The sequence below is a fragment of the Streptomyces sp. NPDC020362 genome (genome assembly GCF_040642095.1).
Taxonomy (GTDB): Bacteria; Actinomycetota; Actinomycetes; order Streptomycetales; family Streptomycetaceae; genus Streptomyces.
This window is the reverse complement of the sequence record NZ_JBFAET010000004.1, coordinates 146,207-167,513: the sequence shown is the minus strand read 5'-3', so window position 1 is coordinate 167,513 and position 21,307 is coordinate 146,207. Positions and strand designations below refer to the sequence as shown.

Here is a 21,307-nt window from a genome sequence, read left to right as displayed (position 1 = left end):
CCGATCTAGGGCGGACCAGGTGCGGCCGGTCATCGGGTCGTGGACGACGCCCACCACCGGGGCGTCGTCCACGCACAGGGCGATGCCGACGACGTAGACGGGCAGGCCGATGACCACGTTGTTGCTGCCGTCGAGCGGGTCGACCAGCCAGGTGCGGCCGCCGTCACCGTCGCCGTCGAGCGCACCGGACTCCTCGGCGAGGATCCGGTCGTGCGGGAAACGGTGGCGGATACGGCCGACCACGAGCTCTTCGGCCATGACGTCCAGGTCGGTGACGACGTCGCCGAGCCGGCCCTTGGGGCGGGCGGCGAAGCCGTCGGGGAAGCGGGACCGCAGGAACGTCCCGGCCTCCTCGGCGGCGGCGACCGCCGTACGGTGCTCGGAGGCGAAGCCGGGCTGATGGGCCGGGGGGTCAGCGTTCGGGCTCATGGATCCTCCTGAGGGCGGCCCGAGCGATCCGGGCGGTCTCGGTCGCGTCGCAGGTCCGGCGGACCATGCGGTGGCCCGGGGCCGACAAGGGGCCCAGGGACAGGTCCACCCGGCCGGGCAGGGTCCGGCCCAGTACCAGGGTGGCGGTGGGGCGCCCGTCCGGCACTCTGGTGGTGTGGAATTCACCCGCCGGAAGGGCGTAGAGCTGACCTCGGGAGCTGGTCTGTTCCGCGCCGGGCAGGCAGCGCACGAGCCGCTCGGTGGGCCGGATCCGGTCGACGCCGGAGGGGTCGCTGAGCACCTCGAACACACGGTGGGTGGCGTCCCCGGTCGTGCCGTCGCCGACGTCCATCAGCCGGTTTCCCAGTCGTCCGTACAGAACGGTGCTGGTCAAGTCCCAGCTGTGGCAGTGCACTTGGGGCACCGGATCGGTGGGCTCGGCCTCGAAGGCACCGAAGACGTGGACGCAGACCCCGTCGTCGCCGTCGCGCAGGATCGGCAGGCAGGCGAACCCCAGAGGATGGCGTACCGCGCGCAGGGCGTGGCGGCCCGAGACGATCCGGTCCAGTTCGGATGCGGCGTGCCGCATCAGCTCGGCGGTGGCTTGCCGCCGGGCGGCCCGTGCCAGGGCCGGGTAGTCCATCGTGTCCCCCTTGGCCGGAACACGGCGCTCACCTGCGGTAGGGGTTCTCCGCGCGCAGCGCCTTGTCGATGATGTCGCCGACGTCACGGTCGGTGAAGCTCGGCGCCAGGGGCAGGCCGAGCCGGTCGAGCAGACGCCGCACCTCGTCGACGGTCGGCTCGTCGCTCAGCGGGACGGCCTCCCGCAGGTCGAGCTTGACCGCCTGCTCCCTGTTCAGGTGCAGCTCGGTGACGTAGTAGTCGTACAGCGGCCGGTCCCGCTCCACGTACAGGCTGACCCGGCGCGGATCGTCCTGGGTGATGATCAGGCAGGTGTCGGAGAGGTCGAAGCGCAACGCCGGTGCCACCGAGGACAGATGGACGTCGATCTCCAGGGTGTCCAGGCGCTGGCGGTGCCAGACGGCGGCGACCACGGTGGCGTACGACTCCTTGCGGGTGCGCTCGGTGGTCCACTCGGCGAAGTCGCCCCCGTGGTCCTGGCCGAAGGTGCGCCGGAAACGCGCGTAGGCGGCGCACACCTGGTCATCGGCCGGGTTGACGATGTCGATCTTCATGCTGAGCGAACGGCGCTGCCGTTGCGCCTCCAGGACGCACTCCGGCAGGGTGACGGCGCGCAGATAGGTGCCGGTGCCGCCCCTGAACACCCAGCGGGTGGTGTTGCGCCGGGCCCGTTCGTGCGCCACTGCTACCTCCGCCCCGGCCAGGGTCCGCACCATCGCGAGGTCCTCGATGGCCCGGCTGGTCCCCTCGGTCGCCCGGTGGATGTCGGTGACCCTGCGTCTGCGCTCGGTCAGCGAGCCGAAGACCAGCGCGGCGAGGACCAGCAGGGTGGCCCCGGAGACGATGTTGGGGTCCATGTTCTGGTTGAGGACGTCCATGATGCCCACGACCAGGGCGACCACGATGGCGACGACGCCGTCCGCGTTCCTGACCGCCCAGGCGATCGTGTCCTCCAGCCGGTGCCCGGCCCCCTGCGGTGTCCTGCGCGTCACGTCCACCCTCCCCCGACGGTGGCTTCCATCGTAGGAGGAAGGACGCTCCGTCAGCCATGGTGCAATCGGCCTTCGGCGGACCGGGCGCCATGGGCCTCGGCGTCAGACGCCAGGAGCTTGCGCCGACGCGCCCGGCCCGGAGGGACGGGACGTGCCGGAGGGACGGGACGTGCCGGACCGCGTGAGGATGCGCCTCAGCCAGCGGGCACGGGCGTCCCGGGCGTCCCGGCTGAGAGCCGCTTGTGGCGCGAAGGTGTCGAAGCCGTGGAACGCCCCCGGCCACACGTGCAGTTCCGCCTGGCCACCGGCCTGCCAGACCGCCTGGGCGTAGGTCACGCCCTCGTCCCTGAGCGTCTCGGCCGACCCGACCTCGACGTAGGCCGGGGGCAGCCCGGACAGATCCGTGGCACGGGCCGGAGCCGCGTACGGCGACAGGTCCGCGGCGCCGCACCGGTCGCCCAGCAGCGCCTGCCACCCGGTCGCGTTGGAGGTCCGGTCCCAGGTGTCGAGTCCGGCCATCTGGTGTCCGGAGACGGTGTTGTTGCGGTCGTCGAGCATCGGGCACAGGAGCAGTTGTCCGATCGGGGTGGGCCCGCCCCGGTCACGGGTGAGCAGGGCGAGGGCCGCGGCGAGTCCACCGCCGGCGCTCTTGCCCCCGACGACGATCCGGTCCGCGTCGATCCCCAGCGCGGCCGCGTGCCCGGCCGCCCAGACGAATCCGGCGTAGCAGTCCTCCACCGGTCCGGGGTGGCGCGCCTGCGGTGCCAGCCGGTACTCGACCGAGACGACGGCCAGCTCCAGCGGGAGCGCCCATTCCCGCAGCAGCCGCGGAAGGACGGACCACGCGTTGCCCGTGATCATCCCGCCGCCGTGCATGTAGTAGAGCAGCGGCAGCGGCCCGGCGATCCGGGCGGGCCGTGCGCTCACGAGCGTGACGTCCGGAGCGCCCGGTGGTCCCGGCACGCGCAGCTCGGTCACCTCGAAACGGCCGCCGTCCGCAAGATCCCGGACCGTCGGCCTGGGCCGGGCGGCAGCATCCCGCTCCTGCCGGGCCGCAAGGTCCTCCGGGGTGAACGGCTCCCTCGCCGCGTCCCCCAAGTCCGCCAGCGCCGCGCCCAGTTCGGGGTCGAAGGGGGGCGCATCCCATTCTGTCCGCGCGAGATCCATACGGCGCAGTCAACCACCTGCCGACCTGGCCGACCCTGACGACCTGACGACTGCTCGCCGTCGGCGCACTGGCCTCGGTGGGCGCGGGGAACATGGGCGGCAGGGCACGTGGGCCGGGGCACGGGACGCGTGGTCGCCGAGAGCCTGGGCACGGGGCGCCTGTGCACATCGGCGGTTCGGGGCGAGAAGAATCCCGGCGCGGTGAGGGGCGGTGGCAGGCTGCGGAAAGGTGGCGGCATTTACCCGGCCACCCCGTGGGGTAGATGCCTCGTGTGAGTGAACAGCAGCGGGGGACTGCGGGGTTGGAGATAACCCGCGTGGCAGAGGTGATCGTGAGTGGCCCCGAGGGCACCCCGCGCCGGGGCTCCGGCTACCGCGTCGGCGAGCGGTTCGTCCTGACCGCCGCACACGTGGTGGAGCCACCCCTGACCACGCTTCGCGTCCGTTTCGAGGCCGACCGGCCCGGCGAGTGGACCAGCGGCGCCCGTGTGGTCCTTCGCTCCGCCCGCGCCGACCTCGCCCTGCTGGAGATGGCCGACCGCCCCTCCGCGGCCCCGCCCGTCCACCACACACCCCGTTACGCGGTGCTCCCGGAGACGGACGTCACCCTGCCTGTCACCGCTGTCGGCTTCCCCCGCTTCAAACTGCGCGAGGACGCCGGCCCCGGTCCGGTCGCGCAGGGCGTGCTCAGCCGGTACCGCGACTCCTGCCACATCGAGGGCACGGTGGCCGTCCTCTCCAACCGGCGGGAGGGAACCCTGGAGGTGGCCGTTGCGGCCCCGGCCGACGAGGCCGGACCGGAGCACTCGCCCTGGGAGGGCATGTCCGGCGCCGCCCTCTGGTCCGGCGGCGCGATCATCGGCCTGATCAGCGCCCACCACCGCTCCGACGGCCTCGGCCGGCTCGCGGCGGTGCGGGTGCAACGCTGGTACGACGTGCTCGTCCCGGGCGAGCTGGAACTGCTCCGGTCCTGTGCGGGCCTGCCCGCGCAACCCGTACCGGTCGGTTCCGCCTGCTCCCCCGACGGCACGGCCGTGCCGTCACCGCGCTCCCCGAGCCTCGCTTCGCTGCCGCACACCCTGTCCATGCGTGAACTCAAGGACCTGGTCGATGCGCTGACGGCCTTGCCGGCCCTGCGCCGACCGAACGGCCTCGACACGGTCCTGGAAGGCGTCGACCCCCGGGTGGCCGCCCATCGCCCCCGCGACGACCGGCTGCGGTACGAGGTGTACGGGGTACTGCGCACCTGCCTGCGCTATCCCGGCACCCTTGACAGGTTCATGGAAGCGCTCCGGGACTGGGAGGAGGACTCGGAGGAACTGCGCACAGTCGACCGCGCAGCGGCCGAACTCGCGGTGCGGCACAGCTGACTTGGATGGCAACTGGCCGGTACGCAGGGTTTCGGGCCACCTCCGCCTGGGCCATCATTAGAAAGAAACGACGGCGTGAACGATCATGCAGGGGAGGGGACTTGGCAGCCGTGGAGCGGGCGACGCCGGCCTTTGATTCCGGACTCATGGACCTCTCAGGAGTGACGCTTCAGGCGCTGCGCTCTCTGGACGGCCCCGCCTTGTGCGAGTCCCTCGAGCGGTTGCTGGAGGATGTCGACGATCCCCATGCCCTCACGGTGGCCGGCGTCAATACGCCGCACGGAGTCACTGAGAAGTAGGGCAGCAACCTGGTGCGGGGAGAATGCCGGTGCGCTCGGTGAGCAGCACACCTGACGATCGATCCGCGTTTCACAGTCTCTCGGCCGTCGGCCTCCACGGACTCCTCCGGGGGGACGGCGACGGTGCTGTCATCGACGAGCTGCTCGGCGCCGAGCGCAGTCGCCGACTGCTGCTTCTGCGGGCTCTCTACGACCGAAGCATCCGTGTCGCCTCCGGTTCCGGGGACTTCCCGGTGTCCCTCCGCGATGCCTGGGAGTCCCTTGAGCGTGCGCAGGTCGAGGCACCGGGGGTGGTCGAGGAAGTCCTGATGGCTCCGGGGACCGGAACATGGGTGTCCTCCGCTCTCCGACGCCTGCGGGGCACGCTGCACAGTGACATCCCGCTCTGGGTGACGCTGGGGCACCTGGCCTCCCTGGCCGCGGCCGGGGGCGCGGGCGCCCGCATCGAATTCTCCCTGAGGGTTCCGGCGTGCAAAGGGGCAGTGTCCCTGCCGGGACTGGGATGCGCGGCCCTTCCGGCACAGGAGCACTGGACGACCGCGCGGGTCGCCGGAGACCGGTGGAGCGTGCGGATCACCTGTGGCGGCGGCGAGGTCGTCGTGGGCCCCGACTGGGAGCAGCAGGCGCCGGACTGGCGGCCCACGCGCCGCATGACGCTGGGGCTGGGCGCCGCCGGCTCCGTGGCCCTTGAGGAGCATGACCCCTATCGCACCTTCTCGGGGCCCACCACGCCACGCGTCCTCCCGGAGGCCGAGGCGCGATCCTGGCAGTCCTCACTTGCCGAGGCGTGGACCGTACTGCTGCGCGACGCGCCGGCCCATACGGACGCGATGCGGCAAGGCCTGCTGTCCATTACGCCCATGCCAAGAGGGGAAAGGTTTCGGCCGTACAGCAGCTCGTCCGCGGAGGCCTTCGGAGGAATCAACGCCTCGCTGCCCGAGGAGAGTTCCGAGCTGGCCGCGACGCTGGTGCATGAGTTCCAGCACGTCAAACTCGGAGCGCTCACGCACCTGTCGCCCCTGGTGCGACGGGTCGGCAAGTCGCACGAGCAGCCGGAGCTGTTCCATGCGCCATGGCGGGACGACCCAAGGCCTCTGGAGGGGGTTTTACAGGGGATCTACGCCTTCTTGGGGGTGGCCCGGTTCTGGCGCGTCAACCGCCGTGCCGCCGACGCGGCGCAGGCGCCGTTGGCGCACTTCGAGTTCGCCCTGTGGAGACAGGCGGTGTGGTCGACGCTGGGCAGCGTCCGGGGCCATGAGCGGCTGACGCCCTTGGGGCACCGGCTCCTGGAGTCTTTGGTGCAGAGCTGTGCCGGATGGCTCGGCGACGACGTCCCCGACGCGGAGTTGCGGCTGGCCCGTGAAGCGGCGGCCAGTCACCGCGCACGGTGGCGCGAGCACCATCTGCGGCCGTCGCCGGACCTGGTGGACGAGGCGGTACGTGCGTGGAGGCGAGGAGAGGCGTGTCCACCGTTGGCCCACGCCGCGTCGTCGTTGGTACCGGACGGCGATGCCTGCTTCCTCGACACGACGGCGGTCCTGGCCAGGCACCGCCTCACCGACCCGGACGGCTCCTGGCAGGATCCCGCAGCCGTCGGCGACCGGGTGCAAGGCGCCGGTCCGGTCGACATCCTCCTTGCCCGTGGGGAGCGGACCGCTGCCCGACGGGAGTTAGCGGATCAGCTGCTGTACGGGTATCCCGAGGTGGGCTCGTGGGCGGCGCTGGGCCGGGCCCTGGCCGACAGTCCCGAGCACCGGACCGCGTGCCGCTTTCTGATGCGGTCACCCGAATGGGCCCGCGCCGTTCGGGAGACTCTCCACGAGGAGCACGGGCAGCGGCCGGATCCGGTGACCCTGGCCGCATGGCTGGGCCTCGCCACGAGCCGGCCGGGGCCGTTCGGCTGAGGGGCTGCCCGGACTTCACCGCGCAGCCCCTTCGGCCTCCGGGTCCTTGGCTTCACAGCGGCATGGGGTCGATGTCGCAGTTCAGGCGTGTGCTGTTCAGGAAGGCCACCGTCGCCGGGTGGGGCGTGGGCTCCTGCTCGCCGACACGCTGGGTGTCCAGTACACGGCGCATGCGCTCCTCGGTGTCGAGTCGCAGCGCCGCGGCCTCGCTCTCCAGCCCCAGGGACATCAGGTCCAACGACAGGTTCCCGGCGCAGGCCAAGGTGGTCGGGTGGTCGGGGCCGAAGGTCTGCTGGCACCGGGCCAAGGTGTCGCGCCCCTTGGACTTCGCCTCCTCGTGCTCCCCGAGCGCAGCCATGTCACTGGCCAGGTTCACCGCGGCCACCAGGGTGAAGGGGTGGTCGGCTCCGAGGCTGTCGGACAGCGCGACGAGCGCCGCGTCGTCCAGACGGCGGGCCTCCTCCGGCTTGCCGAGAAGCCGTTCGGACACCGCGAGACCGACGTCGGCGGACAGGGCGTACGGGTGCAGTGAGTGGAATACCTTGCGATAACCGGCGCAGGCCTGGGACCCGCGCGCCCGTGCCGCCTCCAGGTCGCCGTTCTGGCGCAGTGCGGTGGCGAGGGGCAGAGCGGTGGCCAGGGACTGGGGGTGGGTGTCCCCGTAGCGTCGGGTGAAGGCTTCGTGCGACTGAATGGCCAGTTCCAGCGCGCGGGGGTGAAGGCCCGCCTTCCGGCACGCGATGCCCAGCTCACGCTCGGTGCTGATGGTGGCCGGATTGTCGTTCCCGAAGACGTCCCGGAAGGCCTCCAACGCGGCTTCCTGGAGCCGGAGCGCACCGACGTAGTCCCCGGCCTCACGGACGTCGATGGCGATCGAGTTCTCCGTGATGAGACTGCGCTGGTCATCGCGTCCGAACAGACGCAGCTTCAGGTTCCAGGTCTTTCTGTCGAGTTCCAGGGCCTCCCGGAAGGCCCCGGTGAGGCGAAGACTGACGCCGAGGTTGTGGGCCATGTTGAGGCTGGCCGGGTCGTCGTCACCGAAGGCCCGGTGCGCCCTCTCGTAGACAACCCTGTCCAGCTCGGCACCGTCGAGGAAGCGGCCTTGGAAGCGGCGTACGGCGGCTTCCATCTGGAATGCGTTCAGGGCCTCCTCGTTGTCCGGCGAGGAGACACGCTCGTGGACACCCCTGATGTGCTCCACCAAGGTGGAGGCATCGCTGTACCGGCCGACCATCAAGTAGACGAAGACCAGCCAGCGGCCCATGACGAGCGTCTGCACGTCTTCCTCGCCGAAGACCTCCACCCAGGCGTTCCAGGCGGTCTCCGAGAAGTCCAGGGAGACGTCGTGGTCTCCCCAGTAGTACAGGTACTTGGCGATGTTCATCACCAGCTGGCGTACCCAGGGCTGGTCGGAGTTGACGGCGCCAGAGGCGATGACGTGCGTGTACAGCTCCGCGTACCGAGGCCAGCTCTCCGGGTCGGTGGGGGTCCGCGGATCGGCGGACGCCATCAGGGCGTGGGCGCCTTCGCGCATGCGGTTCTGCTCCTCCGGGCTCATTCGGTTGATCAGGACGTGCTGGACCAACCGGTGCATCTCAATGGAGTTCGTGCGATGGTCGATACGGGCGAGGGAGTACCGGTTGATCTCCCGTATCGCGCGCGCGAGCTTCATCGGATCGTTCAGAGCCGCATCCAGCTCGGGGAACGTGGCGTTGTATCCCGGGCCGGAGAGGATTTGCCTGGAGATCGGGTCGGGGGCGAAGTATGAGCACAGCTGCAAGAGCCGCAGGGCGGCGGGGCTCCGCGTTTCGAGATGGTCGAGGGAGACGTTCCACGCCGCGGCCACCGGCAGTTGGTAGTCCGGGGGCGGGGCCGTTTCGAGGAGTTCGTTCTGCTTGCTCTCGAAGAGGCGCAGGTACTCGGAGGCGGGCATACCGGTCTCCGCCCGCCAGGCTGCCGCCTGCACCAGGGCCAGCGGCAGGTCGCCGAGCGCCTCGGCCAGCGCCTCGGCCTCCTCGTCGGCGAGTTCGGGGCCCGATCCGCGCAGCAGCTGCTTGCTCTCCTCGCGGGTGAACACGTCCACTTCGAGGGAGCCGCCGACCAGCCCCCAGCGGCGGTTGCGGGACGTGACCAGAATCGTGCCCGTGCCGCCGGTCGGGAAGTACGGGCGCACCTGTTCGGGGCTGTCGGCGTTGTCGAAAATGAGCAGCCACCTGGAGTAGGGGCGTCCCTCGCGCAGCGCCTCCCGGACGGCCGGGCCGGCGATGTTGGCCTCGGACGTGGTCACCAGCCCCAGCCGTTTGGCCAGCTCCACCAGCGACTGACCGACCTGGCCCGGTCGCTCCGAGGGGATCCACCACACGATGTCGTACTCCGACTGGTGCCGGTAGGCGTACTCGATCGCCAGCTGTGTCTTGCCGACGCCGCCCATGCCGTGGATCGCCTCGGGCAGTACCGTCGTCGTGCCCTCGCGCAGCCGCTGTTCGAGCAGTTCGAGGAGCTCATTGCGGCCCGTGAAGTTCTGGTTGCGCGGCGGCAGGTTCCCCCAGACGCGTGGCTGTACGGTGCGCTCTCCCTCCACAGTGCGCTGGGGCGTGGTGGACATCGGCGGGGCTCCTTCGGTGGCTCCTGAAGCGGTGGACGGGGCTATGGCGGCTTCGGCAGGCGGGACCTTGGCAAGCGAGACGGCATACCGCTGATCGTGCCATTTCAACGCATTCTTCAACAATCGGGCGCGCTGAAGGTGTGACCCGGACAATGCGTCCAGCGCGATCAGCTCGATGCGCAGAAACGGCGCGCTCTTGTGGGTCACGCGCGGCTGTGCCGTCTTGCCCAGCGATTCGGTGGGGGGTGGCAGCAGGGACGCGGTCGAGGGGTCCGAGGCCAGCACCTCGCGGACGTCGCGCAGCGTGCGGAGGGTGGCGCTGCGGCGGCCCAGTGCGAGCAGTTGCTCGCGGGCGTCGGGGAGGAAGTCGTAGACCATCGCCCCGGGGGCGTCGAGGTGGACGCCGGTCGGCTGGACCAGGCCGCTCATGAAGAACTCGGAGGCGTGCACCGGCCCGGCGCCGGGAGTCGACCGGATCAGCCTGCGGACGATCGGCAGACTCAGCGGCGCCGCGGCCAGGCGGGTCCCCAGCCGGAAGGCCGTGGGGGACGCAGCCGCACGGAAATCGAAAACACGGTCGGCGGCGGACAGAGGGCTGTCGGAATCGTCGGACTCGGTCGCCCACGGAAAGTTCCGGGCCGCGTCCGGCCGTCCTTTCCAGGCGCTGGCCAGGGTCGCCGGCAGGTCCAGCCCGTGCGGCTCCGCCCCGTCCAGCATGTCGGACAGGGCACGCGCGCCGTGGTGCGTGAGGGAGAGGACGGGTACGGCGACCGGGGGGACTTCGTCGTCCGTGTCCGGGACCGGCTGTGCCGAGTCGCCCTGCTCCTCCCCCGGCGCGGCAGGGACCTCTCGTTCGTGCCAGTCCCAGTCGGCGTTGGCGGCCCAGGGGCCGTGGGCCCCGACCCGCACGTGCAGCACGTCGAGGCCGGTACGGAACCAGAGGTGCGGCGGGAGCGGGTTGAGTACGGCGACCGGCTGGAACCGGCCCCAGCACCTCAAGAGGGGTTGCACCGCACCGAGATGCCAGCCGGCCGCCAGGCCGTCCGTGACCACGAGGATGACGCGGCGCGTTCCGCCCGTCGGGGTCGCCGGCTCGGGCTCGGTGCGGACGGAGGCAGGGAACATCTCGTCCGTACCGAGCAGTGCCACGTGGTGCACCGCAGTGAAATTCCGGGCCAGGGCTCGGGAGAGGCTGTCGATCGCCTCGTCCCACACGCGCATGGTGACGTGGGAGTCGATGACGAGGACGGCTTCCCGGGGTAATGCCTCGCCCTCGAAACGCCAGTCGCTCCACAGGTGCGTCAGGTCGGCTCCTGACCCTGACCGGTCACGCCGAGCGTTGTCACTGGCCATGGTCACTCTCAAGGCATCGCTGGGGTCGCGGAAACGAGGACGGGAGGCCTTCGGCACCAGCCCTGGTTCCGGCTGTGAGCACCCCGTGGGAGGGCCAGCCTACCCACAGTACGGGCGGGTGCCCGTGCTCTCCGCTCGGCGCGCTTGACATCACAGAGGCCCTCCCTTCTGTCCCCCGTCCGCGGTCAACATCTCACCTGTCACCATGGGGCTCACTGCCCGAGCCGGTGGGGCCGGGCATGCGTTCCGGATCGTCCAGCAGCAGGGCCAGATGGCGTCCCACATGGCCGTGCCACTCGTCCGGTCCCAGTGCCAGCGCCTCGCTGCGCCATCGGCGGGTGCGTTCCAGGACTCCGGCCAGGCCACGTTCCTGGACTATGTCCGCGGCCGCCTCCCGGAAGGCAGGGCCGAGGTCACCCCTGTCCCACAGGACGGCCGGGATCCCGGCCCGCATGGCCGCGACGAACTCCCGGCGTGCGGCGGGCGATTCGGTGCCCGGCGGCTCGCTCAGCACGAGGCAGACGATCTGCTGGTCGTCCTTGAGTTCCCGTTCGAGATGGAAGGCGGGCTGGTTCGGCTCGCTCCAGTGCGAGCGGCTGTCCGCAGGCCTGTCCTTGAACTGCCGCCAGCGGTTGTTCCACGGCCGGTGCCAGGCTCCCTTGCGCAGGCGTTCGAAGCTTCGTACGACGACGGTGTAGTCCATGACCAAGGGGGTGGGCACGTCCGCGTCGCTCTCCTTGTGCCACCACTCCACGGGCTCTCCCAGGAGTGCCCAGGGGAGGATGAACTCGATCACGACGGGCTGGCGCAGGTCCCACCAGCGTTCCTCGGCCTGCTCGATGAGGCGGTCCACGGCGGCCTGAAGTTCGTCCCGGTGCAGCTTGAGCGTCTCGCCGGGGATGGGGTGCCAGCCGTCGGAGTCGGACTGCCGCCAGTGGGCCACCCAGAAGTGGTCCGGGTCCACGCCGTCCGGTTCGAACTGGATCAGCAGGTACGCCGGGTGTAACGAGGCCTCGCCGGGAGAGACGAACTCACCCTGTTGCCAGACGGCCATCTCCTCGGCGAGTCCCCGGAGCTGGGCCTGCTTGCGGTTCCAGCGGCGCAGGTGCTCCGCCTCCTCGGTGCGGCCCTCCTTCACCAGGTACTCGGAGACGAGGGAGAGGAACGCCATGGACGGGGGCAGTTCGTCCGCCGCCGTGTTGTTCCCGGCCAGGTGCAGGAAGACCGCCCAGCCCGTGTCGCACCACTCCTCCAGTTCCTGGGTGCGTGAGTGGCTGGCCCGGCGGGCGAGGGTGGTGAGGAGCGAGGTGGAACGGATCTCGCGGAGGACGGGCCGCAGGGGGTGCAGATCCGTGTCCTTGAAGAAGGCCGCGGCCTCCCACTCGTCCACCAGACGCCACAGTGCGAGCACGCCGACCGAGGCCTGTTCCGCGTAGCCCAGGCAGCGGGCCAGGGTCTGCAGTCCCTCGTCGGTCTCCGCACACGCCTTGACCACCCGCCGCGACCACAGGGTGAGCGGCTGGTCCTGGGGCGGGTCCACGGACAGGCGGAGTTCCGCGGACAGGTCCTGCACCAGCATGTCCGCACCGGCCTGCCGCCGCACTGTCTCCGTCGTGGCGAGCACACCGGACATCTCGGCCATGAGCTCGTTGCGAACGCGTGCGGCGCTGCGCCCCTCCACCTCGTGACCCCCTCCGGCCGTCATCGAGTTCGTCCGCAGTCCGGTTCGGACAGCGTACGTCTAGCCTTCCCGCTGCGTCATCGGCACGAACAAGGCGTAATCCTCAACGCTCCCCGTCCGCCTCGTCGCCCGCGATCAGAAAGCGGTGACGGGTGCCGTCGGGCGCCACCAGGGTGGGCTGGAGGGTGATGGTGATGCGATGGGTCCGGGAGTCGGTGAGGGACGCATCGCCGTTGGCCTCGACGACCCAGAACTTCACCTTGCCGCCGGCACCGCCGGTGCGGTCGACCGCGACGGTCGCCTCGATCTCCACCGAGCCGAGCTCGAAGCGGAGCGGACCGGTTCCCGTCTCGGCCATGGCGTCGTTGAGCTGTTCCTTCAACTCACGCACCATGGCGGCTAGTTCGATCAACAGTCCTCCCCCGGCTGCATCACAGGGTTGAGATGGTACCGAGGTTCGGGGGTGCGCCGGGCCACTCTGCGCACGTTCCTCCGCACGATCACCGGCCAATTGCCGACTGTGCCACCGACGTTGCCGTCACGGTCACGGCTGTCCGTATCCGGCCGGTCCGATGACACAACGTCAGTGACCGCCGGTGGTCCCCGGTCCGGTGCGGGGAGAGGGCGCTGAGGAAGGTGCGGCTGCGGCCCGGGGGCGTGGCGGAAGGGGTGGGAGTACGGGCCCTTGGCTCCTGGCTTGATGTGCTTGTCCGGGCGCAGGGTTGGGTCGGTGGCCCGGGGCTCGCCTTCGTGCACGCGGTGGCCACCGCCCACGGCGGCACCGCGCACGCCGGGAACACCGGCCACGGAACCGCCGTCACCCTGGACCTGCCCTGCTGACCGGCGCGTGGATCCCGCCCCGCACCGGCTCGGCCGCCGTCAGTAGTACTCCTCCCGTTTCCGCATGCGCCCGGTGGGCTCGATCTCGCCGTCGAGGAACGTGTACAGCTCCTCGGCCCCGTCGAGCAGCACGCCATAGGCGGGCGCAGTCGTATCGTCGGGCGGCTCCTTGATGCCGAGGATCCCTCCGAGCCTCCCCTCCTGACCCGGCATGCCGGAGGCGCGGAGCACGCGCACTTCCGCGTAGAACGGGAGAACGTCGGTCATGGCGGACCCTCCCTACAACCCCACGATCTTGTTCCAGCGCTTCGCGAACTCCACCCGCTCCGTCGACGTGATGTCCCGTGCGATCGCGAGCCGCCTGCGCATCGTGCTGTCGGGGAAGATCAGCGGGTTGTCGGCCAGGGCTGCCGTGTCCTTGTCCTTGGAGGCGGCGAGGACCTCCTTGGCCGCGGGAACCGGGCACACGTAGTTGACCCAGGCGGCGAGCTTCGCGGCGACCTCGGGGTCGTAGTAGTAGTCGATCAGGCGCTCGGCGTTGGACTTGTGGCGGGCCCGGTTGGGGATCATCAGGGAGTCCGACCACAGCTCTGCGCCCTCGTCGGGGACGAGGAAGCGGATGTCGGGGTTGTCCGCCTGGAGCTGGATGACGTCCCCGGAGTAGGCCTGGCAGGCGAGGACGTCGCCGCTGACCAGGTCCTTGGTGTAGTCGTTGCCGGTGAAGCGGCGGATCTGGCCGCGCTCGACCTCGCGTTCCACCTGGTCGCAGACCTTGTGGAAGTCGTCCGCCGTCCACTTCGTGATGTCGACGCCGTTGCCCTGCATCAGCAGCGCGAAGGCCTCGTCCAGGCCGGAGAGCAGGGTCACGCGGCCCTTGAGGTCGCCCGCCCACAGGTCATGGACATGGCGTATCTCGCGGCCCAGCTTGCGGCGGTTGTAGGCGATCCCGGTGATGCCCGACTGCCACGGCATCGTGAACAGGCGGCCCGGGTCGAAGCCGGGCGAGCGGAGCAGCGGGTCCAGGTATTTCGCCACGTTCGGCTGGCGGGCCCGGTCCATCCGCTGCACCCAGCCGAGCCGCACGAACCGCGCGCACATCCAGTCGCTGTTGACGATCAGGTCGCGGCCGGTCGACTGGTGGTTCATCAGCGCAGGGCTGATCTTGCCGAAGAACTCGTCGTTGTCGTTGATCTCCTCGCTGTAGTCGACGGAGATCCCGGTGCGCTTCTCGAAGGCGTCGAGGGTGGGCCGCTTGTTCGGGTTCTTGTCATCGGTGTCGATGTACAGCGGCCAGTTCGCCCAGGTCAGCTTCCGGTCGGCGGAGGACTCGTCGGGTACGGCACGGTCACCGGGCTTGACGTAGGCGGCGGGCACCCCGCAGCCGGCCAGCGCGCCGAGCGCGGCGGTGCCGCCGAGGGCGCGCAGCAGGGAACGGCGGGAGACGGGACGCGGAAGCGAGGATGTCTGGGGCACCAGGGCAGGATGCCTCCATGCCCCCCGCACGGACAATCGACGCTGCGTCGAGCCCGCCGGGTGGGACCCGACACCTTGTCGATCAGCCCGGCGGGGCAAAGAAACGCGGCCCCGGACGGGGAGGTGAACCCGTCCGGGGCCGCGCCCGCAGCCGAAAACGGCGCCGAAGCGGAGCGCTTACGCGTCCAGCGACGTCATCACGTGCTTGATCCGCGTGTAGTCCTCGAACCCGTACGCCGACAGGTCCTTGCCGTAGCCGGACTTCTTGAAGCCGCCGTGGGGCATCTCGGCGACCAGCGGGATGTGGGTGTTGATCCACACGCAGCCGAAGTCGAGCTTCTTGGACATGCGCATCGCTCGACCGTGGTCCTTGGTCCACACCGAGGAGGCGAGGGCGTACTCGACGCCGTTGGCCCACTCGACGGCCTGGTCCTCGTCCGAGAAGGACTGGACGGTGATGACCGGGCCGAAGACCTCGTTCTGGACGATCTCGTCGTCCTGCTTGAGGCCGGAGACGACGGTCGGGGCGTAGAAGTAGCCCTTGTCGCCGACCTGGTGGCCGCCGGCCTCGACCTTGGCGTGGGCCGGCAGGCGGTCGATGAAGCCGGAGACCTGCTTGAGCTGGTTCGGGTTGTTGAGCGGGCCGAAGAGCACGTCCTCGTCGTCCGGCTGCCCGGTCCTGGTCTCGGCGGCGGCCTTGGCCAGCGCGGAGACGAACTCGTCGTGGATGGACTCCTGGACGAGGACCCGGGTCGCGGCCGTGCAGTCCTGGCCTGCGTTGAAGAAGCCCGCCACGGAGATGTCCTCGACGGCCTTGGCGATGTCGGTGTCCTCGAAGACGACGACCGGGGCCTTGCCGCCCAGCTCCAGGTGGACCCGCTTGAGGTCCTTGGAGGCGGACTCGGCGACGGACATGCCGGCGCGTACGGAGCCGGTGATGGAGGCCATCGCCGGGGTGTCGTGCTCGACCATCGCGCGGCCTGTGTCGCGGTCGCCGCAGATGACGTTGAAGACGCCCTTGGGCAGGATCGAGCCGATGATGTCGGCGATCAGGACGGTGGAGGCGGGGGTCGTGTCCGAGGGCTTGAGGACGACCGTGTTGCCCGCCGCGATCGCCGGGGCGAACTTCCACACGGCCATCATCATCGGGTAGTTCCAGGGGGCGACCTGGGCGCAGACCCCGACCGGCTCACGGCGGATGATCGAGGTCATCCCGTCCATGTACTCGCCGGCGCTGCGTCCCTCCAGCAGCCGGGCCGCACCCGCGAAGAAGCGGATCTGGTCGACCATCGGCGGGATCTCCTCGGAGCGGGTCAGCCCGGTCGGCTTGCCCGTGTTCTCCACCTCTGCCGCGATCAGTTCCTCGGCGCGCTCCTCGAACGCGTCCGCGATCTTCAGGAGGGCCTTCTGCCGCTCGGCGGGGGTCGTGTCGCGCCAGGCCGGGAAGGCCGTGGCGGCGGCCGCCATCGCGGCGTCCACGTCCGCCTGCCCGGACAGCGGAGCGGTGGCGTACGCCTCGCCCGTCGCGGGGTTGACCACCTCGGTGGTCCGTCCGTCGGCGGCGTCCCGGAACTCACCGTCGATGTAGTTGCGCAGACGACGCAGCTCGGTGCTCACTGCCGGCCTCCTGGTCTGTTCGAACTGTCCAATCACTGAGACACCTACCCTAGTCGCCGCATCCACGTTTTCAACACCCCCACCGCCGCCACTTCTGCGAAATCCGCAAGTCTCAGACCCTAAGACAACGAATTTCATCGATACGGCCTTGCGAAACTGTCGAGACGTCGTGCACAGTGAGGTCGTGGCCAGTCGAAGCGCAGACCAGAGGGACTCGTCCCGCGAGTCCAGGAACGGCACTCCCCAGCTGGATGCCGTCTCCCTCGCCATCATTCAGCAGCTCCAGGAGGACGGCCGCCGGCCGTACGCCGCGATCGGCAAGGCCGTCGGCCTCTCCGAAGCTGCCGTGCGCCAGCGCGTCCAGAAGCTGCTGGACCAGGGCGTGATGCAGATCGTCGCCGTCACGGACCCGCTCACCGTGGGCTTCCGCCGGCAGGCGATGGTCGGGGTCAATATCGCGGGCGATGTCGAGTCCATCGCGGAGGCGCTGACCGCCATGTCGGAAGTCGAGTACGTGGTGATGACCGCGGGCTCGTTCGACATCCTCGCCGAGATCGTCTGCGAGGACGACGACCACCTGCTGGACGTCATCAACAAACGCATCCGGGCCCTGCCCGGCGTGCGCTCCACCGAAAGCTTCGTCTATCTGAAGCTGAAGAAGCAGACCTACATGTGGGGAACCCGATAACCGTGACCGAGAAGGACCTCAGCCGCACCGCGTACGACCACCTGTGGATGCACTTCACCCGCATGTCCTCGTACGAGAACTCCCCCGTCCCGACCATCGTCCGGGGCGAGGGCACCTACATCTACGACGACAAGGGCAAGCGCTACCTCGACGGTCTCGCGGGTCTGTTCGTGGTCCAGGCCGGTCACGGCCGCACGGAACTCGCCGAGACCGCCTTCAAGCAGGCCCAGGAGCTGGCCTTCTTCCCGGTGTGGTCCTACGCCCACCCCAAGGCCGTCGAGCTGGCCGAGCGTATCGCCGACTACGCCCCGGGCGACCTGAACAAGGTCTTCTTCACCACGGGCGGCGGCGAGGCGGTCGAGACCGCCTGGAAGCTCGCCAAGCAGTACTTCAAGCTGCAGGGCAAGCCGACCAAGTACAAGGTCATCTCGCGTGCGGTCGCCTACCACGGCACCCCGCAGGGCGCCCTGTCCATCACCGGCCTGCCGGGCCTGAAGGCCCCCTTCGAGCCGCTGGTGCCGGGCGCGCACAAGGTCCCGAACACCAACATCTACCGCGCCCCGCTCTTCGGCGACGACCCGGAGGCCTTCGGCCGCTGGGCCGCCGACCAGATCGAGCAGGAGATCCTCTTCGAGGGCCCGGACACCGTCGCCGCGGTCTTCCTGGAGCCCGTGCAGAACGCCGGCGGCTGCTTCCCGCCCCCGCCCGGCTACTTCCAGCGCGTGCGCGAGATCTGCGACAAGTACGACGTGCTGCTCGTGTCGGACGAGGTCATCTGTGCCTTCGGCCGCCTGGGCACGATGTTCGCCTGCGACAAGTTCGGCTACGTCCCGGACATGATCACCTGCGCCAAGGGCATGACCTCGGGCTACTCCCCGATCGGCGCCTGCATCGTCTCCGACAGGATCGCCGAGCCGTTCTACAAGGGCGACAACACCTTCCTGCACGGCTACACCTTCGGCGGCCACCCGGTGTCGGCGGCCGTGGGTCTCGCCAACCTCGACCTGTTCGAGCGCGAGAACCTCAACCAGCACGTGCTCGACAACGAGGGCGCGTTCCTCTCCACGCTGCAGAAGCTGCACGACCTGCCGATCGTCGGCGACGTCCGCGGCAACGGCTTCTTCTACGGCATCGAGCTGGTGAAGGACAAGAACACCAAGGAGTCCTTCAACGACGAGGAGACCGAGCGCGTCCTGTACGGCTTCCTCTCCAAGGCGCTCTTCGAGAACGGCCTGTACTGCCGTGCCGACGACCGCGGTGACCCGGTCGTCCAGCTCGCCCCGCCGCTGATCTCCAACCAGGAGACCTTCGACGAGATCGAGCAGATCCTGCGCGCGACGCTGACGGAGGCGTGGACGAAGCTCTGAGCCTCGCGGCTTCGAGCCCCCCGACTCCGACCAGATGATCAACACACGGCCCCGGGTCGTCCGTTCGAGTGAGAACGGCGGCCCGGGGCCGTGTGCTGTCCCGGCTCTCCGCCCCGGCTGCCTAGCGTTCCAGTGACCGATCGGCCGTCCGTTCGTTCCCCCGGACGGGGGATCAGGCACGGGAAAACGGATCAGAACGAGGTGTACGCCGATGGAGGCCCCGCCGGACAACGACGTGCTCTGGGCGCGCTCGCTGCACTTCAGGCACCAGGACGGCTCGCCCGGTCTCGCCGGGGTCTCGCTCAACGTGCGCGAGGGCGAGATCGTCGCCGTCGGCGGCCCGCGCGGCAGCGGCAAGACAACGCTGCTGCGCTGCCTGTCCGGCCAGGCCGGGGTGGAGCGCGGCGAGGTCTGGTTCAACAGCACGCCGGTGCACACCATGGGACCCATGGCCCGTGAGCGGCTGCGGCTCGACCGGTTCGGCTGGATCGACCCGGCCCCCGTGCTCGTCCCGGAGCTGAACGCCTGGGAGAACGCCGCCCTCCCTCTGATGCTGCGCGGCACCAGCCGCCGCCGGGCCAAGGTGGCCGCCCTGGAGTGGCTGGAGCGCCTCGACGTCGGCGACCGCGCCCGCAAACGCCCCCACGAGCTGCGGCAGGCCGAACGCCAGCGCGTCGCCTGCGCCCGTGCACTCGCCTCCGGTCCCACGGTCCTGTTCGCGGACGAGCCGACCGCACCGCTGCACCGCGCGGATCAGACTCCGGTGCTGCGCACGCTGATCACGGCGGCCCGCTCGCACGGCATCACCGTCATCCTGGCCACGCACGACGCCGGGACCGCGGCCTTCGCCGACCGCACGGTCTCCCTGCTGGACGGGCGGTGCGTGAGGACCCTGCGGCTGCCGGACACCCCGGAGGCGGAAGGCCGGGCCGCCGCGTGCTCGCTCTACGTCTGACCCACGCGGCCCGGCCCGCCGTCCAGCTGCGCCGCCTCCTGGTGGCCGCCGCCTCGGCCGGCACCGGCTTCCTCCTCCTGTCCTGCCTCGGCTATGCGATGGGCCACCCCGGGACACCGGGCTCCGCCCTGCTGCGCCTGGCCTGGTGCGTGGTCCCGCTGGCCGCCACGGCGTACTTCGCGCTCGCGGTGGCCCGCACGGACCCCGGCACCCGGCCGCGCCCCGGCCTGTCGGCGGTCGGCCTCGGCCCGGCCCGTCTGATGGCGGTCTCGGCGCTGACCACGGCCCTGTCCTGCACCGTGGGCGCGCTGCTGGCGCTGCTGTTCTTCCTGCACCTGCGCGGCGATCTGACGGGCATGCCCTTCGACGGCGCGGCGGCCGGTTTCCTGGCCGCCGACCAGCCCCTCCCCCTCCCTGCGGCCCTGACCCTGCTGCTCCAGGTCCCGGCGGTCGCATCGACGACGGTGGCCCTGGCCCTGCGCCCGAGGGAGACCCGCCCGCCCGCCCGACGATCCCCTCGCGCCCTCGGCCGCTTCGGCGCGCGGTGGGGCAGCGGTACCGGGGACAGCGGCCCGCAGGGCCGTGGGAGCAGCCCGCAGGGCCGTGGGAGCAGCCCGCAGGGCCGTGGGAGCGGCCCGGCGGAGGGCAGCAGTGCTCGGCCGGAGGCCGGAGCGGCCGGGGACGGCGCGCACTCCAGCGGTGGCCCCGCGCCCGCCCCGGGTGCCGGGACCGACCCCGAGCCCGCGACCCCGGACTCCGGCTGGACCGACGCCCTCACCGGCAGCCGGCCGAGCCGCGCGGTGGCCGGCCTGCCCTGGGGTGTGGCCACCCTCGCCGCGGGTCTCGCCGTACAGACCTATGCGGGCCGGTCCGCTCCGGTCCCGGCCCTCACCGCTCTGCCCGTCGACGCCGGCGCGGTGCTGGCCGGCTGGATCATCACCGCCGTGGGTCTCGTGATCGTCTCCCCCGGCCTCACCGACCTGTGCGGACGGCTGCTGCAGTCGCACCGCCCCGGGGCGCTCCGGCTCCTGGCCGGCCGGGTCCTGATGGCGGAGGCGACCCGGATCGGGCGGCCCCTCGGCGTGGTCTGCGCGGTGGCGTCCACCGCCTACGCCATGGCCGTCCTGCACGACCGTCCCGCCGCCGCCTTCGGCCCCCTCACCGCCCTGGCCTCGCTCGTGGTCACCGGCTGCACGGTGGCGACGCTGCTGACGGCGGCCGTCGAGGCCCGGCAGAGCCGCGCCGACACCACCGCCGCCCTGCTGCGTCTCGGCGCTCCCGCCGCGATGCTGCGCAGTGCCGCGGCCCTGCGCGCGGCCGCCCTGCTGGCCCTGTTCGGCCCGTTCACCCTGGTGATCGCCGGCCTGGCGGCGCTGCCGAACGCCGGCTGAGGCGTCGTACGAGCACCGTGGGAAAAAGTTCTCCGGCGGCCGATGAGTTCCGCTGCGGCCCGGCGTCTACCCCACCGAACGGCAGCAAGCGCACGGACCCGAGGGAGAGACCCCATGTACCAGCAGATGATCTTCGTGAACCTGGTAACCAACGATGTCGCCGCCACGAAGGAGTTCTTCACGGAGCTGGGCTACGCCATCAACCCGCAGTTCAGCAGCGACGAGTGCGTCTGTGTCGAGATCAGCGACACGATCGTCGCGATGCTCCTGACCCGGCAGCACTATTCCCGGTTCACCGGGAAGGAGATCGTGGACTCGGCCAAGTCCAGCGAGGTGCTGCTGTGTCTGAGCGCCGAGAGCCGCGAGAAGGTGGACGAGCTGGTGGACAAGGCGATCGCGGCCGGCGGCACCGCCCACGGCGAGCCCCAGGACCACGGGTTCATGTACGGCCGCGCCTTCGACGACCTCGACGGCCACACCTGGGAGGTCATGTGGATGGACCCGGCGGCGGTCCAGGGCTGACCCTCACGAACC

Annotated in this window: 18 protein-coding genes; 8 read left to right on the top strand and 10 right to left on the bottom strand. The window is 70.6% G+C overall.

Annotation, left to right across the window (positions count from 1 at the left end):
- The 4 genes from AB0H32_RS03560 to AB0H32_RS03545 all read right to left on the bottom strand — a co-directional run.
- A partial coding sequence (locus AB0H32_RS03560) for an inositol monophosphatase family protein (protein ID WP_361113547.1) occupies positions 1-429 on the bottom strand: 429 nt, incomplete at its 3' end.
- Positions 413-1,072, bottom strand: a complete 660-nt coding sequence (locus AB0H32_RS03555) for a hypothetical protein (protein ID WP_361113544.1) — start codon at positions 1,070-1,072, stop codon at positions 413-415. The genes AB0H32_RS03555 and AB0H32_RS03560, both read right to left, overlap by 17 nt.
- 28 nt (positions 1,073-1,100) lie before the next feature.
- Positions 1,101-2,063 carry a hypothetical protein gene (locus tag AB0H32_RS03550; protein ID WP_361113542.1) on the bottom strand — a complete coding sequence of 321 codons (963 nt, stop codon included), beginning with the start codon at positions 2,061-2,063 and terminating at the stop codon, positions 1,101-1,103.
- A gap of 102 nt (positions 2,064-2,165) precedes the next feature.
- Positions 2,166-3,230 (bottom strand): alpha/beta hydrolase, encoded by a 1,065-nt coding sequence (locus AB0H32_RS03545; RefSeq protein WP_361113539.1) that lies wholly within the window; start codon positions 3,228-3,230, stop codon positions 2,166-2,168.
- Positions 3,231-3,547: 317 nt separating this feature from the next.
- Here AB0H32_RS03545 and AB0H32_RS03540 point away from each other — a divergent pair, with 317 nt between their 5' ends.
- From AB0H32_RS03540 to AB0H32_RS03530, 3 genes are all read left to right on the top strand, one after another.
- Complete coding sequence (locus AB0H32_RS03540) at positions 3,548-4,600, top strand: trypsin-like peptidase domain-containing protein (protein ID WP_361113536.1); 1,053 nt, start codon at positions 3,548-3,550, stop codon at positions 4,598-4,600.
- A gap of 101 nt (positions 4,601-4,701) precedes the next feature.
- The gene (locus AB0H32_RS03535; protein WP_361113533.1) at positions 4,702-4,899 is read left to right on the top strand and encodes a hypothetical protein; all 198 of its coding nucleotides are present in this window, start codon (positions 4,702-4,704) and stop codon (positions 4,897-4,899) included.
- A gap of 38 nt (positions 4,900-4,937) precedes the next feature.
- On the top strand, positions 4,938-6,803 hold the full coding sequence (locus AB0H32_RS03530; protein WP_361113530.1) for an HEXXH motif domain-containing protein: 1,866 nt from the start codon (positions 4,938-4,940) through the stop codon (positions 6,801-6,803).
- A 52-nt stretch (positions 6,804-6,855) separates the two neighbouring features.
- Here AB0H32_RS03530 and fxsT read toward each other — a convergent pair whose 3' ends face one another.
- The 6 genes from fxsT to AB0H32_RS03500 all read right to left on the bottom strand — a co-directional run bounded on the left by fxsT (position 6,856) and on the right by AB0H32_RS03500 (position 16,372).
- Positions 6,856-10,761, bottom strand: a complete 3,906-nt coding sequence (fxsT, locus tag AB0H32_RS03525; RefSeq protein ID WP_361113527.1) for an FxSxx-COOH system tetratricopeptide repeat protein — start codon at positions 10,759-10,761, stop codon at positions 6,856-6,858.
- Positions 10,762-10,954: 193 nt separating this feature from the next.
- The gene (locus AB0H32_RS03520; protein ID WP_361113524.1) at positions 10,955-12,403 is read right to left on the bottom strand and encodes a hypothetical protein; all 1,449 of its coding nucleotides are present in this window, start codon (positions 12,401-12,403) and stop codon (positions 10,955-10,957) included.
- Positions 12,404-12,545: 142 nt separating this feature from the next.
- On the bottom strand, positions 12,546-12,854 hold the full coding sequence (locus tag AB0H32_RS03515) for a trypco2 family protein (protein ID WP_361113521.1): 309 nt from the start codon (positions 12,852-12,854) through the stop codon (positions 12,546-12,548).
- 467 nt (positions 12,855-13,321) lie between these two features.
- On the bottom strand, positions 13,322-13,549 hold the full coding sequence (locus AB0H32_RS03510; protein ID WP_361113519.1) for a hypothetical protein: 228 nt from the start codon (positions 13,547-13,549) through the stop codon (positions 13,322-13,324).
- Positions 13,550-13,561: 12 nt separating this feature from the next.
- Entirely contained in the window at positions 13,562-14,755 is a 1,194-nt protein-coding gene (locus AB0H32_RS03505; RefSeq protein WP_361113516.1) for an extracellular solute-binding protein, read from the bottom strand.
- A 177-nt stretch (positions 14,756-14,932) separates the two neighbouring features.
- Complete coding sequence (locus tag AB0H32_RS03500; RefSeq protein ID WP_361113513.1) at positions 14,933-16,372, bottom strand: gamma-aminobutyraldehyde dehydrogenase; 1,440 nt, start codon at positions 16,370-16,372, stop codon at positions 14,933-14,935.
- Positions 16,373-16,541: 169 nt separating this feature from the next.
- Between AB0H32_RS03500 and AB0H32_RS03495 the strand changes: the two genes are divergently transcribed.
- The 5 genes from AB0H32_RS03495 to AB0H32_RS03475 all read left to right on the top strand — a co-directional run bounded on the left by AB0H32_RS03495 (position 16,542) and on the right by AB0H32_RS03475 (position 21,295).
- Positions 16,542-17,060 (top strand): Lrp/AsnC family transcriptional regulator, encoded by a 519-nt coding sequence (locus AB0H32_RS03495; protein ID WP_361113510.1) that lies wholly within the window; start codon positions 16,542-16,544, stop codon positions 17,058-17,060.
- Positions 17,045-18,427 (top strand): aspartate aminotransferase family protein, encoded by a 1,383-nt coding sequence (locus AB0H32_RS03490; RefSeq protein ID WP_361113507.1) that lies wholly within the window; start codon positions 17,045-17,047, stop codon positions 18,425-18,427. Before AB0H32_RS03495 ends, AB0H32_RS03490 begins: the two co-directional genes overlap by 16 nt.
- Positions 18,428-18,638: 211 nt before the next feature.
- Entirely contained in the window at positions 18,639-19,382 is a 744-nt protein-coding gene (locus AB0H32_RS03485) for an ATP-binding cassette domain-containing protein (RefSeq protein ID WP_361113504.1), read from the top strand.
- The gene (locus tag AB0H32_RS03480) at positions 19,364-20,773 is read left to right on the top strand and encodes a hypothetical protein (RefSeq protein WP_361113501.1); all 1,410 of its coding nucleotides are present in this window, start codon (positions 19,364-19,366) and stop codon (positions 20,771-20,773) included. The genes AB0H32_RS03485 and AB0H32_RS03480 overlap by 19 nt, the downstream gene beginning before the upstream one ends.
- A gap of 114 nt (positions 20,774-20,887) precedes the next feature.
- Positions 20,888-21,295 (top strand): VOC family protein, encoded by a 408-nt coding sequence (locus AB0H32_RS03475; RefSeq protein WP_361113498.1) that lies wholly within the window; start codon positions 20,888-20,890, stop codon positions 21,293-21,295.
- The last annotated feature ends 12 nt before the right edge of the window (positions 21,296-21,307 follow it).

Excerpts from the sequence above, each read along its gene's own strand:
- AB0H32_RS03555 (WP_361113544.1), bottom strand. The coding sequence starts at position 1,072 with ATGGACTACCCGGCCCTGGCACGGGCCGCCCGGCGGCAAGCCACCGCC.
- AB0H32_RS03485 (WP_361113504.1), top strand. The coding sequence starts at position 18,639 with ATGGAGGCCCCGCCGGACAACGACGTGCTCTGGGCGCGCTCGCTGCAC.
- AB0H32_RS03545 (WP_361113539.1), bottom strand. The coding sequence starts at position 3,230 with ATGGATCTCGCGCGGACAGAATGGGATGCGCCCCCCTTCGACCCCGAA.
- AB0H32_RS03520 (WP_361113524.1), bottom strand. The coding sequence starts at position 12,403 with ATGGCCGAGATGTCCGGTGTGCTCGCCACGACGGAGACAGTGCGGCGG.
- fxsT (WP_361113527.1), bottom strand. The coding sequence starts at position 10,761 with ATGGCCAGTGACAACGCTCGGCGTGACCGGTCAGGGTCAGGAGCCGAC.
- AB0H32_RS03510 (WP_361113519.1), bottom strand. The coding sequence starts at position 13,549 with ATGACCGACGTTCTCCCGTTCTACGCGGAAGTGCGCGTGCTCCGCGCC.
- AB0H32_RS03475 (WP_361113498.1), top strand. The coding sequence starts at position 20,888 with ATGTACCAGCAGATGATCTTCGTGAACCTGGTAACCAACGATGTCGCC.